Here is a 15930-nt window from a genome sequence, read left to right as displayed (position 1 = left end):
ACGATGACGACGTTCACCCCCAAGACCTATCAGCAGCAGGTGCTCGACAGCATCGAGGTCTATTTCAAATCCTGCCATGAGCTGCCGTCGCCCTCGATCGCCTTTACCGCCGCCACGGAGCGCCTGTGGGGCCGTGGCAATGCGTACAACCCGCTGTCGGGCTTTCCTTCCGACATGCCGTATTTCTGTCTCCGCGTACCCACTGGCGGCGGCAAGACCTGGCTGGCGGCCAAGAGCGTGGCGTTGGTCAATACGCATCTACTGCACTGCGAGCACAGCGTGATTCTGTGGTTGGTACCGAGCAAGCCTATTCGCGAGCAAACGTTGCGCGCGCTTCGCGACCGCCAGCATCCGTATCACGCGGCGCTGCGCGAGGCCGGTCCCATCGCGGTGATGGATCTCGACGAAGCCAAGAGCGTGACCCGCGCGACGCTGGACACGTCGACCACGATCATCGTCGCTACCCGACAGGCGTTTCAGGTGGAGGACGAGGAGTCCCGCAAGGTGTATCAAAGCAGTGGCGCGCTGATGCACCACTTCGACAACCTGTCGCCCACACAGCGCGATGGCTTGTTGAGCGAAGGCGAAGGTGCCGAGCGCACGACGCCGTGCTCGCTGGCAAACGTGCTGCGCCTTCGTCGACCCTTCGTCGTGGTCGACGAGGCGCACAACAGCCGCACCGAACTCGCCTTCGACATGCTGGCGCGCTTCCGCCCCAGCGGCGTGATGGAACTGACCGCCACGCCGGACATGGAACGTACGCCCAGCAACGTGCTGCACAGCGTCTCAGCCGCCGAGTTGAAGGCGGAGGAAATGATCAAGCTGCCCGTGGTGCTGGAAACCGAGCCGAACTGGCAACAGTGCCTGGCTGACGCCATCGGCCGGCGCGACGCCCTGCACAAGTTGGCTGAAGAGGAACGACGCTTGGGCAGCGCTTACCTCCGGCCGCTGGTCTTGATTCAATCGGAGCCCCGCCGTGCTGGGGTGGAGACGCTGGATGTCGAGCGCGTCAAGAACGAACTAATCACAAACCACGGCATTCCGGCCAGCGAGATCGTTGTGGCCACCGGCGAGGAAAAGGGGCTGGAGCAGATCGACGCCAACTACAAGCTGGGCGTTGCCGATCCAGCATGCCCAGTGAAGTTCGTCATCACCCAGAAAGCGCTGGCCGAGGGTTGGGACTGCCCATTCGCGTACATCCTGGTGAGCATGGCCTCGCTGTCATCAGCCACAGCGGTAGAGCAGCTGCTAGGGCGCGTGTTGCGTCAACCCGACGCCAGCCATCGGCAGGCCAAGGCCCTTAATCAGTCCTATGCCTTCGTGGTGTCGCGCAATTTTTCCGAGACGGCAGGCGCGCTACGAGACCGCCTGGTGGCGGGCGCGGGCTTTGAACGACGCGAGGTGACCGAGTTCGTCACCGCTGTCAAGGCCGAGCAAGCGCGGCTGGACTTGGAAGGCCACGCCGGGCGCGTGGTGGTTCGGCCGGTGGCGATCACGTTGACAGAGAAACCGGATCTCAAGAGCGTGCCAAAGCCGGTGCGCGACAAGGTGAGTTGGAACGGCAAGCTCAACACGCTGACCATCACCACGCCGCTGACCGAGGATGAGGCGGAGGTGCTCAAGAGCTCAGTCACCAGCGAATCGGCGGCGGTGGCCATCGTCGAGGCGGCTGAGATCAGCCGCACAACGGCTATCGAGTTCTTCCAGACGCCAGCCGAGTTGGGTGAGCGCTTCCGCGTTCCGCAGCTGGCGTTGCGCGTGCAGGATGAGCTGCAGCTGTTCGACGATCCAGAGGTTCTCGACTATCCATGGGACTTGTCTACGTATGACGCGGCTCCGACAGATGAGGACATCACCGCGCTTGGCGCGGGCCTCAAAGTGTCCGAAGGCGGCGAGATCGATGTCGACGGCGGCAAGGTTGTTTCGCGATTCCTGCCCGAATTGCAGCGTGACTTAGGGCTGGTCTATCAGCCAGAGCACTGGGACGAGGTGCGCCTCGCGACGTGGCTGTGCCGGAATCTCCCGGAACCTTCACTCACCCACGCGAGTAAGCAAGCCTTTGTGGCCAAGTGGCTGACCGAACTGTTGCGCCGCGAGAGCTTCACGCTCGCCCGTGCGAATCTGCAGAAGTTCATGCTGCGCAACCTTTTGGAAGCACGCATTCGTGAGCTGCGCAGACTGGCTGTCGGCAAGGCGTTCCAACAGACTCTGTTCGGCGACGATGCGGCATCGCGCGTCGCGGTGACGGATCAGTACGCTTTTGAGTTCCACCCCCAAGCGTACGCGCCCAGTCGTGACTACGACGGCCGGTTCGGGCACTTCGACTTCCGCAAGCACTTCTACGGCCGCATCGGCGACTTCGATAGCAAGGAGGAGTTCGAGTGCGCTTGCTGGCTGGACATTCAAGCGCAGCAGGGACGCATCCAGTTCTGGGTGCGCAACCTCGTTCGACGCGAAGGCAGTTCGTTCTTTCTACAAAAGGCTGATGGGCGCTTCTATCCAGACTTCTTGTGTCAGTTGCCGGGCACCACTGAGCAGCCACGCTCGATTCTGATCGTTGAATACAAGGGCGCCGATCGTTGGGCTGCAGCTGAGGACGATCGGCTTATCGGTGGACTATGGGAGAGTCTGTCTGAAGGACGTTGTCGCTTTGTCATGCTGAAGAATAAGCAGTGGAACTGGATTGAAGAAAAGCTTTGACGAGCGGCGTCAGACTGACGTGCGAGTTGAAACGGCACGGAAGAATGGGGCAAACGGATCCATTTCCGCGAGCTTGCCCGTGCTTGTATCGGTGTCAATTCAGCTTCGAAAATTGGGGCTGGATCCTATTGCCGGACGGATCGTTGTGGGCAGACCTCGGATCAAACAGGTTGGCGGCGATGCGAGCTGCGCGAGGAGGTAACAACCATGGCTTTTTTTGAAGTGGGGTGCGATCGACTGCAGCGCTTGACGCGCGTGAGTCTTGCGGAGGTGGCTATACACGAGCGTCGCGATTTCCAGCGGTTGCTCCGTGGCCATGTCGCGGAACTGATGTCGGACGTTCTGGTGATCTCAGAGGAGTTCGGAGATTGGGACGACTCCAAGCGGCGCATTGACCTGCTAGGTGTTCACCGTTCCGGGGCATTGGTTGTGATCGAGCTCAAGCGTGGCGATACGGGCGCGCACATGGAGCTGCAGGCGATCCGCTATGCCGCCATGGTGTCCACGATGACGTTCGAACAGGCCGTGGTGGCATTCGAGCACCATCTGGTGAACGTCGGGGCGACGCCCACGGAAGCGCGTCAAAGGCTCCTCGATCACCTCGCCTGGAGCGAGCCCAACGAGGATGACTTCGCACAGGACGTGCGTATCGTCCTCTTCTCAGAGGACTTCTCACGCGAACTGACCACATCGATTCTGTGGCTCAACGAGCGGCGCCTGGACATCACTTGTTTCCGTGTCGGCGCTTATCGGGTCGATCAACGGCTACTGCTCGAGTTTCAGCAGATCATTCCGCTCAAGGAGGCCGAGGACTACCAGGTTCGCGTCCGCAACAAGCAGCAGGTCGAGGAAACCGCGCGGCGTGCGCAGGTGCCCTGGAACAAGGAGTACTACGCCAACTACGGCGATCTCTCACATCGCTGTTGGGATGACGCACGCAACTACGGCTTCATCAGCGCAGGCGGCGGCTCGTGGTTCTCGCGAACGCTGAATCTTCTCGAGCCAGGTGGGCGCGTCTGGGTGAATTCACCGGGCGTTGGATACCTCGGAGTCGGCGTAGTCCGCGGCCGTCCTGTCCCAGCCCGTGAGTTTGAAGTTTCGACCTCGCAGGGCATGCGCAAGTATCTTGACGTGGGGCGCGTCTCGGATGCGATGCGAGCAACCGCTGACGATCCCGAGCGCACTGAGTACTTCGTTCCCGTCGAGTGGATAGCCACTGTTTCCGAGGCACAAGCCGTGCGCGAAACGGGGCTGTTTGGCAATCAGAACTCGGCTGCCAAGCCAAAATCGCCGGATTGGCCAACCACGGTTGACCGGCTCAAGGCGGCGTTCAAAGTGGACTAGACACTGCTTTCTGGGGCAACGGCAAGGAAACGTTGCGAGGCAATGAAGCGAAATTGGGTCGGGTTGCATTCCTGTGAGCATTAGCTGCCTGGCAACAAACCTGATCTTTGATCTGAGAACAAAGGGCAATGACTAGTAGGAATGGCTCGAAGACTATCGACACCCGCCGCCTCGCCATCCTTATCGACGCCGACAACGCGCAGCCGTCCGTTATTGGTGGGCTGCTGGACGAGGTGGCGAAGTACGGCACGGCCAGCGTGCGCCGCATCTATGGCGACTTCACCTCGACGCAGCAGTCGGGCTGGAAAAAGGTGCTGCTGCAGCATTCCATCCAGCCGATGCAGCAATTCGCCTACACGAGCGGCAAGAACGCGACGGACTCGACGCTGATCATCGACGCGATGGACCTGATGTACACGGGTCGGTTCGATGGCTTCTGTCTGGTGTCGAGCGACAGCGACTTCACGCGCCTCGCCCAGCGTCTGCGCGAGGAAGGATTGACGGTGTACGGCTTCGGCGAGCGCAAGACGCCGGATGCGTTCGTGCAGGCCTGTGACAAGTTTGTCTATACGGAAGTCTTGCGCGCCGAGCCGGTGCCGACCCCCGTGGCGAAAAAGTCGGCGTCCAAGGGTGTCGCAAAGAAGGCAACGCCAACGCCCCAAGTGCAGCCAGCGAAGGCGCAGGCTGCCGGGGTGACGCCAGCTTCGACGCCGACATCAGTGCCGGTGGATTTGATCAGGCAGGCGATCGACCAGGCATCCGACGAGTCGGGATGGGCAAACCTGGGCGCGGTTGGCAACTACCTCAACAAGGTGCGTCCGGACTTCGATCCGCGCTTGTACGGCAAGAAGAAATTGAGTGATTTGCTGAAGATGCATCCAGCGGCATTTCGGCTCGAGGAGCGCGCGGCGCCCGATGGACAGGGCAAGGTCGTCTTTGTCGCGCTGGCGGGCTAGAGCCGCGTCGACATGCTTCGTGTACCGGTCGAGTAGGGTGATGAGCCTCCGGCCATTGCAGTAATTGGCGATCTTGTCCGACACGCCCATCGACCCCCGCATCACCGCCCTAAACCGCCGCAAGCGCATCGCCGCGGCGCTGCTGGTCTTCGCCGCGCTCGTCCTCCTCGCCGCCCGCATCGCCGAGCAGCACCTGCACCATTGGTCGCTGGCGCTGCTGGCCGCGATGTCCGAGGCCGCCCTCGTCGGCGGACTCGCCGACTGGTTCGCTGTCGTCGCGTTGTTCCGCCATCCGCTGGGCCAGCGCTGGATTCCGCACACGGCGATCATCCCGACGCGCAAGGACGCCATCGGCGAGAGCCTGGCAGACTTCATCGCGAATCATTTCCTCGGGCGCGAGCAGGTCGCGGAGAAGCTGCGCGAGGTCGACATCGGGGCGGCGCTCGCGCGTCGGCTGACGGACGCCGATACGTCGCGCGCGGTGGGGCGTGCGGTGGCGCGCGGGCTCGCGCGGGTGCTCGACGTGCTGTCGGACGAGCGCCTGTTGCGCTTCGCGCACGACATGTCGCGCGAGCGGCTGCGCAGCCTCGATCTCTCCGGCTTGGCCGCACTCGGCATCGAGCGGTTCACCGCGGACGGCCGCCATCAGGCGCTGGTCACGGACGTGCTGCGTTTCCTGTCGGACAAGCTGCAGTCGCCGTCGGTGCAGGACGAGGTGAAGCGCCGCGTGGCGCGCGAGGTCGGCCGCGTGCTGCGCTGGCTGGGCGCGGACGAGTACGCGTCGAACCGCCTGATCTCGGCGGGCATCGAGCTGATCGGCGAGATGGCGGAAGATCCGGATCACGAGCTGCGCCAGTACATCGAAACGCAGGTGCAGGGATTCGCCGCGCGCCTGCGCACCGACGAACGTTTGCGCGCGGAGGTCGATGCGTTCCGCGATCGCCTGCTCGACAGCGACGACTTCCGCGCCTACGTGCGTTTGCTCCTGGCCGACCTGGTGCGCTGGGTCGAGCAGGACGCGGCGCGCGACGACTCGGTGATCGCGACGCGGGTGGCGCAGGGCCTGCACGCGGTCGGCGAGCGTCTGCTCGAGGATGCCGACCTGCGCGATTGGGTGTCGTCCAGCGTGCGCGAGACGGTCGAGCCGCTGATCGACGAGCATCGCGATGCGATCCGACGCTTCATCGTCGACCGCATCCACCGCTGGAACGCCGAGGAGATGACGCGCGAGCTGGAGCTGGCAGTCGGCAGCGACCTGCAGTTCATCCGCTACAACGGCACTGCGGTGGGTGCGCTGATCGGTGGGCTGATCTTTGGCGTGACGCAGCTGATCGCGTTGTCGATGTGACGGACGGGGCGGTGCGGCGGGAAAGCTAAGCCGTTGTAGCGATAGAGCACCTTCCGTATCCGTGGCCGACCACGATCACACCGATGCGGCCGTGCGCATCATCGTTGACGGGCGTGCTCGCCGCCTGCGCGGATTCACGTACCGCATCGAGGTCGACATCGATGCAGAAGCCGTACGCGCTGCGCCGACCTGACACGCCGATCACCGCGAAGACCGGTGCTAGCATCGTCGCCACATGCCGGCGACCGCTCCTCGCTCGCGTCGCGGCTCCAGGGGGAGAGAGCATTGAATTCCACGTTGTTGCGCGGCGCACTCGTGTGCGTGGCGATGTCGATTGCGTCGTTCGGTTCCGTCGTGCATGCCCAGTCGCCGGACGATGATCCGTATGCGGCGAAGAAGTTCGCGTGCCCCATCGGCGGGCAGGTGTTCGAGCAGAGCATCAACTACCCCGCGCTCGCGCTCGTGCAATTCCCCGATGGCAGTTGGCTCGGTGACCACCTGATCGATGCGCAGCTTCCGGAGTGCCCGAAGGACGGGCTCGTGCTCATTCCGGACTTCGAAACGCACACGGACGCGGGCGACCTGCTCTATCCCGCGTACACACCGGAGCAGGTGGCGAAGCTGGCAACGCTCGTGAAGACCGACGAGTTCCGTGCGCTGCGCAAGCGCGGCCGATACGAGCGCGCCGAGTGGATCGCGCGACAACTGGACATGCCGGCCTACACGCGGTTGCAGACGCTCATGCGCGCGAGTTGGGCGACCGTGAAGCCTGTGGATCGCAAGCGCCTGGTGGCCCGGCTGGCGGCGGAAGGCCCGCAGCTCATCGCGGCGACCACGCGCCCCGAACTTGAGAAGCTGGCGCTGCGGGTACGTGTTGCGAATGCATTGCGCGAGCTGGGTCGCTTCGAGGAAGCGGACGCGGAACTCGCGGCGATCGGGACGGCGATCCCGGAGGATGCGGACGTCACCGACCGCGATCTCGCGAACGATGTCGCCAGCACGATCGCGTCGATGCACGAGGTGGTGGGCTTCCACGATGACGACCGTTTTCCGGTCGACCTGGCATCGAGCCGATGGGCGAGCCAGATGTGCAGCGGGCAGGACATGCCGGCGCCCTACGGCCCGATGACGGCGAACGCGCGCGCCGCCTGCAAGCGGCGTGAGGCGCATCGCCAGGAGGCGGCCACGACGTCGGCGACGGTCGACCAGCTGCTACGGGATCCGAAGGCCCTCGATCAGCGCTGCGCGGCGACGCCCGAGAACGAGCGCGAACCGGGTCTGGCGCAGGCCTGCCGTTTCCAGGACATGCAGCGGGGCAAGGACGAAGGTGAGGAACTGCTTATGCAGCATCCCGCCCAGGTGGCGGCGCAGTGCGAGCCGACGGCGCAGCGGGGCGAACCTAATGGGCCGATGTGGCACGCGTGTATCGGCTACCGGAGCTACCTGGAATCCGCACTGCGCAGGCTGCTGGTGGAGGACGATGCGGGCTACGCGATCGTGTGCTCCAACGGCAGGCAGCCGCCCGACCGCGCGGCCTATGCCTCGGTCGCGTGCGGGGGCGCCGAGCAGGATCGCATTACGCGCGGCGCAGCCAGGTGGATGCTGGATCCGACCGCACTCGATGCGGCCTGCGCTGCGACGCCGATGAAGGACCGCGATCCCGCCCTTTACATGGCCTGCAGTCAGCGCGCGGATGATCTCAAGCGACTCGCTGCCGAGCGTCTGGCGGCTGATCCCGCGGCTTACCGTGCGCAATGCGCGGCGTTCGATGCGCGCGGCGAAAGCCGGTGGGACACGGGCGTCACCGACGAGAACTGGCAGTGCGACAAGGCCCGCAGCATCAGGGAGCGCACGCAGAGGCAGGAAGCGCCACCGCCCGCGCTGGCCGCGCTGCGGTCCGGCATCTCCTCCGCCGAATCCGAGGTGAGCAAGGTCGCGATGGACTACGCGAAGAAGATCGTTGCGAAGGCGAAGACGGAAAACACGTATCCGAGGCGCAAGCGTGGTGATCTGTACTGATTGCGACGCCGCGTCGTAACGATGCGCGCTGTTTGACGAGGGCATGATCGACGCCGCCTGTTGGTAGGCGGCAGCTGACGAGCATCGTGACCGCGTGGCCGTCGGGCCGCGCGGCGCGGCAAGCGAAGCGCACGCGGGTTCGTCTACGGCGCGCTGCGAGTTGCGTCTGCGACCTTCCCGCACTACGCCATCCCGGCTCGTGACGCCGATGCGGGCGCCTAGTCGCCCGCCGTGGCGTCCGTCGCAGCACGCGAATTACCGACGCACTACGCTTGGCCGATCGCCTCGGAGTCCGCCATGCGCCGCACGCCCCTCGCCCTCGCAATCCTCCTCGCCGCGCCGGCCTTCGCCGCTGACGCGCCGCCGCCTGCCGGCAACCCCGCCCTGTACGACATCGCGACCGCCCCCTCGGCGGCGCGCATCGAAGCCGACGTCCGCAAGCTCGTCTCCTTCGGCACGCGGCACACGCTGTCGGACCAGGTGTCGGACACGCGCGGCATCGGCACGGCGACGCGGTGGATCTATTCGGAGTTCCAGAAGATCTCGAAGGACTGTGGCGGCTGTCTCGACGTGCGCTACGTCGAGGGCACGGTGCAGGGCGAGCCGCGCATTCCGGGGCCGCTCAAGGTGATCAGCGTGATCGCGATCCAGCGCGGCACGAGCGATCCGAACCGCTACGTGATGATGAGCGGCGACATCGATTCGCGCGTCACCGACGTGATGAACGCGACGGCCGATGCGCCGGGCGCGAACGACAACGCGTCGGGCATGGCGGGCACGATCGAAGCCGCGCGCGTATTGACCAAGTACAAATTTCCGGCGTCGATCGTGTACGGCGCACTGTCGGGCGAAGAGCAGGGCCTGTTCGGCGGCAAGTTCGTCGCGGCCGAGGCGAAGAAGAACGGCTGGCGCCTCGAGGCCGAACTCAACAACGACATGATCGGCAATTCGTCGGGCATCAATGGCGTGGTCGACAACACCACGGCGCGCGTGTTCTCCGAAGGCGTGCGCATCGTCGAGACGGCGGACGAGGCGAAGCAGCGTCGCTTCGAAGGCGGCGAGCTGGATTCGCCGTCGCGCAACCTCGGCCGTTACATCGACCGCATGGCCGACTACGTGCCCAACCTCGACGTGATGATGGTCTACCGGCTCGACCGCTTCGGCCGCGGCGGCCACCACCGCCCGTTCAACGAGGCCGGCTACCCGGGCGTGCGGGTCATGGAGACCAACGAGAACTACGACCGCCAGCACCAGGACCTGCGCACCGAGAACGGCCGCCAGTACGGCGACGTGGTCGAGGGCGTCGACTTCGGCTACGCCGCCAAGCTGACCGCGCTCAACGCGGTGAGCCTCGCCGGGATGGCCTGGGCGCCGCCGCCGCCGGCGGACGTCAAGATCGAAGGCGCGGTTACCGCCGACACCACGCTCAAGTGGTCGCGCCCGTCAGCCAAGCAGGCACCGAACCTGGCCGGATACAAGGTGTACTGGCGCCTCACCACCGACCCGCAGTGGACGCATTCGCGCTGGGTCGGTGACGTCACCCAGTTCACCCTGAAGAACGTGGTCATCGATAACTACTTCTTCGGCGTGGCGGCGGTGGCGAAGGACGGCACGGAGAGCCCGGTGGTGTTCCCGGGGCCGATGGGCAGCTTCGGCGGGTACTGAGCGGCCCGCGAGGGCGCGACAGGCCACCGACACGGGCGGCCGCGAAGGTCCATACTGTCCCGTCTATACCGGCGGGATTCCCGTGTCCATTCGCTTCGACGCGCTGTTCCAGCACTCGACCAACGCCTACATGGTGTTGGATCGCGAGTTGCGCTATCTCGAGGCGAACCGGGCCTATGAGCTGCTGACCGGGCTGCCGCGCGAGCAGCTGATCGGTCGGGCACTGTTCGACGTATTCCCGGGTTCGGAGAACGACGACGGTTCGTCGCAGGCCGATGTCGTGCGCCGCTCGCTGCAGCGCGCCCTGGACAGCGGCGAGCGCGACGTGCTCGCGTTGATCCCGTACGCCATCACGATCGATACGGCTGACGGGCCGATTACCGACGTCCGCTACTGGAGTGCGACGCATACGCCGATTCGCGATGAATCGGGTGCGGTGGTGGCGGTCATGCAGCACACCACCGACGTCACCGAAGTGCAGCACCTGCGCGAGGAACTGCGTCGCGCGCGCGAAGCCACCGGCCTGACGCAGGAACAGGCGGAGGAAGGCGTGCTGTCGCGCGCCGCGGTCGTGCAGCGCCACAACGATCGCCTGAGCGCACAGCTGGATTTCGTGGATGGCCTCTTCGCGCAGGCGCCGGGTTTCATGGCCGTGCTGCGCGGGCCGGACTACGTGTTCGAGCGCGCCAACGAAGCCTACGAAGCGCTGGTCGGCCGCAAGGGGCTGGTGGGGTGGGCGCTGCGCGACGTCGTGCCGAACGTCGTCGAGCAGGGCTTCATCGCGCTGCTGGACAGCGTGTGCAGCAGCGGCGAGCCGTTCGTGGGCCGCGGCGTGAGCGTGGAGCTGGACGACGGCGCCGGCGGGCGCGTCATCCGCTTCGTCGACTTCGTCTACCAGCCGATCCGCGATACGCAGGGCCGCACCGACACGGTGTTCGTGCAGGGCACCGACGTCACCGATCGTGAAACCGCACTCGCCGACGCGCATGTCAGCGAAGCGCGCTTCCGCACGATCACCGAGCTGCTGCCGCAGATGATCTGGTCGACGCTGCCGGACGGCTATCACGATTACTACAACCAGCGCTGGTACGACTTCACCGGCGTGCCGGTCGGCTCGACCGACGGCGAAGCCTGGGCGGGCATGTTCCATCCGGAGGATCAGCCGCGTGCATGGGCCCGCTGGCGCCACAGCCTCGCCACCGGCGAGCCCTACGAAGTGGAATACCGCCTGCGCGATCGCAACGGCGTCTACCAGTGGGTGCTCGGCCGCGCGCTGCCCGTGCGCGACGAGACCGGCACGATCGTGCGCTGGATGGGCACCTGCACCGAGATCGACGACCTCAAGCGCACGCAGCAGGCGCTCGAGCGCAGCGAGAACGCGCTGCGCGCGGCGGATCGCCAGAAGGACCAGTTCCTCGCGACGCTCGCGCACGAGATGCGCAATCCGCTGGCGCCGATCGTCACCGCGGTGCAGCTGCTGCGCATGGCGCCCGACCGCGAGGTGACGGTGCGCCAGGCCGCGGAGATCATCGATCGCCAGTCGACGCACATGCGCAACCTGGTCGAAGACCTGATCGACGTGTCGCGCGTGACGCGCGGCCTCACGTCGCTGCAGAAGCGCGAGGTGCGGCTGTCGGACGTGGTCGCCGGTGCGGTCGAACAGACGCAGCCGCTGATGGAGCGGCGCACGCACAGGCTCGAGGTGCGTGACGCGACCGGCGACCTCACGCTCGACGCTGATCCCGTGCGCCTCACGCAGATCCTCACCAACCTGCTCAACAACGCGGCGAAGTACACGCCGCCCGGCGGTACGGTGACGGTGGACGTGGGCATCGAAGGCCGCCATGCCGTGGTGCGCCTGCACGACACCGGCGTCGGCATGGACGACGCGCTGCTCGCACGTGTGTTCGGTCTGTTCGAACAGGCCGAGGCGACGCCCGAACGCGGCCATGGTGGGCTCGGCATCGGTCTCGCCCTGGCACGGAGCCTCGCGCAGCTGCATGGCGGCAACCTGACGGCGTCGAGCGCCGGACCGGGACTCGGCTCGACGTTCGAACTGCGACTACCGCTGGATCCCGTCGTCGTTACGGCGGGCTGACCGCCTCAGCGCGCGGCGCGTTCGCGTTCGATCGCGCGCCAGCCGATGTCGTGGCGATGGAATTCGCCGTCCCAGGAAATCCCGGCGACCAGTGCGTACGCGCGCTGCTGCGCTTCGGCGACGGTGCCGCCCAGCGCACACGCGCACAGCACGCGACCGCCCGCTGTTTCGATGTGTGCGCCGACGAGCTTCGTGCCGGCGTGGAACACCTTGGCGCCCGGTTCTTCGTCCGGCACGTCCCACTGGTTGATGACGTCGCCGGTACGCGGCGTGTCGGGATAGTTCGCCGCGGCCATCACCACGCCGAGTGAGGCGCGCGGATCCCACTGCGCTTCCACGGCATCGAGTCGACCCGCGATGCCGGCTTCGACGAGGTCGACCAGATCGGATTGCAGACGCAGCATCACCGGCTGCGTTTCCGGATCACCGAAACGCACGTTGAATTCGATGACCTTGGGCGCGCCGCTGGCGTCGATCATCAGGCCGGCGTAGAGAAAGCCGGTGAACGGCACGCCGTCCGCCGCCATGCCGCGCACGGTGGGTTCGACGACCTCGCGCATCACGCGTGCATGCACCTCGGGCGTCACGACGGGTGCGGGCGAATACGCGCCCATGCCGCCCGTGTTCGGGCCGGTATCGCCGTCGCCAACGCGCTTGTGATCCTGGCTCGTGGCCATCGGCAGCGCGGTGCGGCCGTCGACCATGGAGATGAAGCTGGCTTCCTCGCCTTCGAGGAATTCCTCGATGACGACGCGTGAGCCCGCGTCGCCGAACGCGTTGCCGGCGAGCATGTCGCGCACCGCGGCTTCGGCTTCGGCCAGCGTCATCGCGACGATCACGCCCTTGCCTGCCGCGAGGCCGTCGGCCTTGATCACGATCGGCGCGCCCTTCTCGCGCACGTAGGCGAGCGCGGCGTCGACATCGGTGTGCACTGCGTAATACGCGGTGGGAATGCCGTGGCGCGCGAGGAAATCCTTCGCGAACGCCTTGCTGCCTTCCAACTGGGCCGCCGCGGCCGTGGGCCCGAAGATGCGGTGGTTCGCGGCGCGGAAGCGGTCAACCACGCCTGCCACCAGCGGCACCTCGGGGCCGACTACGGTGATCGAAATGCCCTCGCGCCCGACCAGCGCCAGCAGCCCGTCGATGTCGGTGACCTTGACATCGACGTTGCGGCACTTCGCCTCGCGCGCGGTGCCGGCATTGCCCGGCGCCACCAGCACCTCCGACACACGCGCGGACTGCGCGATCTTCCAGGCGAGCGCATGCTCGCGGCCGCCGGAGCCGATAACCAGGATCTTCATGCGCCAATCGGGAAGCGGGGGACGCGGCATTTTACGGGACGCAGCGCGCGCGGCGGGTAACGCCGGTCAGCTGTCGACGTCGCAGCCGCGGGTTTTCAGTTCACGCGCGGACACGCGATAGCCGTAGGCGTCGCGCGGAATCGGGATGCTGCGCTCGACCGTATCGCCGCGGCGCGTGCCGCTCACCTGCACCTGCAGCGCATAGAAACCGTTGTCGACCGTCGTGGCGTCGGCCTGCAGCGTGCATTCGAGTTCGAGCAGGCGTTTGCGGCAGTGCCGCGACGTCGCCGGCGTGCAGCTGCCGCGGTTGCTCACGACCGAGGTGACGACCAGCAGGTCGCGCAGCTCGCCGCCAATCTCGGCATAGAGCGTCTGCGTGGCGCGGCGCGGCATCGAGGTGACGTCGTGGCGTGTCACCACGAAGCCGGTATCGGAGGGACCGAGCGCGAGGAAGCCGACGTCGCCCATGCGCGCATCCACCCCGCGTGCGTCGATGCCGCGATAGCGCGTGCGCAGCTGGGTCGGATCGCGACGTGTGCCGCCGGCGCGCAGCACGAACAGGTCGATCTGCGGTTCGACGGTGGCGTGCGTCGGCGGCGACGTGCACACGGCGATGCGGCGCTCCTGCGACTGTGGGCCGGAGTCCGCGCAGATGCGCCGCGTGCCGGCGTCGTCCGCGGCCTTCCAGTCGCCCTTGATGCGCGCCGTCTCGTGCGGGTATTCGCCGGAGAGCAGGCGCGCCGCGTCGCGATCGGTCACGACCGGTTCCGCGACCGGCATTGGTGCGGGCGCCGGCGGGCGCGCCGCAGCGGTGGAGATCGCGATGAGGAGCAGGGCGGGGGCGCGGCGCATCCGGGGAAGTCTCCAGCCGCCGCGCGAAGCCGGCGTCAGTGGCGGAAGTGCCGGATGCCGGTGAAGACCATCGCGAGCCCATGTTCGTCCGCCGCGGCGATGACTTCCGCATCGCGCATCGAGCCGCCCGGCTGGATCACCGCCTTGATCCCGGCCTCCGCCGCGGCGTCGATGCCGTCGCGGAACGGGAAGAACGCGTCCGAGGCCATCACCGAACCCGGCACCACGAGCCCGGCGTCGACCGCCTTGATGCCGGCGATGCGCGCCGAATACACGCGGCTCATCTGGCCTGCGCCCACGCCAATAGTGCGGTGGTCCTTCGCGTAGACGATCGCGTTCGACTTCACGAACTTGGCGACGCGCCAGGCGAACAGCAGGTCGGCCATCTGCGCCTCGGTGGGCGCGAGCCTGGTCACGACCTTCAGCTCGTCGCGCGTCACTTCGCGGATGTCGGCGGTCTGCATCAACAGGCCCGAGCCGACGCGCTTGACGTCCATGTTGTTGCGGCCGTCGCCGTGCGGAATCCGCAGCACGCGCACGTTCGCCTTCTTCTTCGCGTAGGCGAGCGCGTCGTCGTCGTAATCCGGCGCGATCAGCACTTCGACGAACTGGCGGTCGAGGATGGTCTTCGCCGTCGCGCCGTCGAGCTTGCGGTTGAAGGCGATGATGCCGCCGAACGCGGACGTGGGATCCGTCGCGTAGGCCGCTTCGTACGTGTCGGCGCAGCTCGCGCCTTCGGCGACGCCGCACGGGTTCGCGTGTTTCACGATCACGCAGGCGGTGTTCTCGAACTGGCGCACGCACTCCCACGCGGCATCGGCGTCGGCGAGGTTGTTGTAGCTGAGTTCCTTGCCCTGTAGCTGCGTGAACGTGGCGAGGGTGCCCGGCACGGGATACAGGTCGCGGTAGAACGCGCCGAGCTGGTGCGGGTTCTCGCCGTAGCGCAGGTCCATCACCTTGATGAAGCTGCCGTTGTTCTGCTGCGGGAACGGGCTGCGCTCGACCGTGCCGCCCTCGGCGATGTCGGTGATCGCGGACAGGTAGTCGCTGATGCAGGCGTCGTACTGTGCGACGCGATTGAACGCGGCGACCGACAGCGCGAAACGCGTCGCGGCGGACAGTGCCCCGTCGTGTGCATCGAGTTCGGCGACGATTCCGTCGTACTGCGACGGATCGGTAGCGACGGCGACGCGCGCGAAGTTCTTCGCCGCCGACCGCAGCATCGCCGGGCCGCCGATATCGATGTTCTCGACGATGTTCTCGAGCGTGCTCGACGGATCGGCCGACACCTTCTCGAACGGATAGAGATTCAGCACCAGCAGATCGATCGCGCCGATGCCGTGCTGCGCCATCACCGCATCGTCGGTGCCGGCGCGACCAAGCAGGCCGCCGTGCACGAGCGGATGCAGCGTCTTGACGCGGCCGTCCATCATTTCCGGGAAGCCGGTGAGTTCGCTGACGTCGCGCACCGCGAGGCCCGCATCGCGCAACGCCTTCGCAGTGCCGCCCGTGGACACGAGTTCGACGCCGTGGCGCGCGAGTGCCTGCGCGAGCGGCAGCAGCCCAGTCTTGTCGGAGACGGACAACAGGGCGCGGCGGAGCTTCACCGACGGGCCGTTCGGAGCTGCGGTCATGGCGATTTCGTGC

11 protein-coding genes are annotated in these 15930 nt (G+C 66.4%); 8 read left to right on the top strand and 3 right to left on the bottom strand.

Annotated features, from left to right (window positions below):
* Positions 1–3 precede the first annotated feature (3 nt).
* The 8 genes from DWG18_RS10625 (at position 4) to DWG18_RS10595 (ending at position 12130) form a co-directional block, all read left to right on the top strand.
* Positions 4–2700, top strand: coding sequence for a DEAD/DEAH box helicase family protein (locus DWG18_RS10625; protein WP_115647161.1), 2697 nt, complete (start codon positions 4–6; stop codon positions 2698–2700).
* Positions 2701–2907: 207 nt separating this feature from the next.
* Positions 2908–4044 (top strand): hypothetical protein, encoded by a 1137-nt coding sequence (locus DWG18_RS10620; RefSeq protein ID WP_115647160.1) that lies wholly within the window; start codon positions 2908–2910, stop codon positions 4042–4044.
* A 128-nt stretch (positions 4045–4172) separates the two neighbouring features.
* Positions 4173–5000, top strand: coding sequence for an NYN domain-containing protein (locus DWG18_RS10615; protein WP_115647159.1), 828 nt, complete (start codon positions 4173–4175; stop codon positions 4998–5000).
* A gap of 73 nt (positions 5001–5073) precedes the next feature.
* Positions 5074–6348: a DUF445 domain-containing protein gene (locus DWG18_RS10610; protein WP_162823797.1), complete on the top strand. Its 1275-nt coding sequence runs from the start codon at positions 5074–5076 to the stop codon at positions 6346–6348.
* Positions 6349–6409: 61 nt separating this feature from the next.
* Entirely contained in the window at positions 6410–6541 is a 132-nt protein-coding gene (locus DWG18_RS15590; protein WP_255417260.1) for a hypothetical protein, read from the top strand.
* Between the two features lie 92 nt (positions 6542–6633).
* Positions 6634–8367 carry a hypothetical protein gene (locus DWG18_RS10605; RefSeq protein WP_162823796.1) on the top strand — a complete coding sequence of 578 codons (1734 nt, stop codon included), beginning with the start codon at positions 6634–6636 and terminating at the stop codon, positions 8365–8367.
* Positions 8368–8664: 297 nt separating this feature from the next.
* Complete coding sequence (locus tag DWG18_RS10600; protein WP_115647156.1) at positions 8665–10032, top strand: M28 family metallopeptidase; 1368 nt, start codon at positions 8665–8667, stop codon at positions 10030–10032.
* A gap of 82 nt (positions 10033–10114) precedes the next feature.
* Positions 10115–12130, top strand: coding sequence for a PAS domain-containing protein (locus tag DWG18_RS10595; protein WP_115647155.1), 2016 nt, complete (start codon positions 10115–10117; stop codon positions 12128–12130).
* A 5-nt stretch (positions 12131–12135) separates the two neighbouring features.
* Here DWG18_RS10595 and purD read toward each other — a convergent pair whose 3' ends face one another.
* From purD to purH, 3 genes are all read right to left on the bottom strand, one after another.
* Complete coding sequence (gene purD, locus DWG18_RS10590) at positions 12136–13431, bottom strand: phosphoribosylamine--glycine ligase (RefSeq protein WP_115647154.1); 1296 nt, start codon at positions 13429–13431, stop codon at positions 12136–12138.
* Between the two features lie 66 nt (positions 13432–13497).
* Positions 13498–14283, bottom strand: coding sequence for a hypothetical protein (locus DWG18_RS10585; protein ID WP_115647153.1), 786 nt, complete (start codon positions 14281–14283; stop codon positions 13498–13500).
* 35 nt (positions 14284–14318) lie between these two features.
* Positions 14319–15917 carry a bifunctional phosphoribosylaminoimidazolecarboxamide formyltransferase/IMP cyclohydrolase gene (gene purH, locus DWG18_RS10580; protein WP_115647152.1) on the bottom strand — a complete coding sequence of 533 codons (1599 nt, stop codon included), beginning with the start codon at positions 15915–15917 and terminating at the stop codon, positions 14319–14321.
* Positions 15918–15930 lie beyond the last annotated feature (13 nt).

The sequence above is a fragment of the Lysobacter sp. TY2-98 genome (assembly GCF_003367355.1).
GTDB lineage: Bacteria > Pseudomonadota > Gammaproteobacteria > Xanthomonadales > Xanthomonadaceae > Cognatilysobacter.
This window is presented reverse-complemented; position numbering and strand designations above follow the sequence as displayed.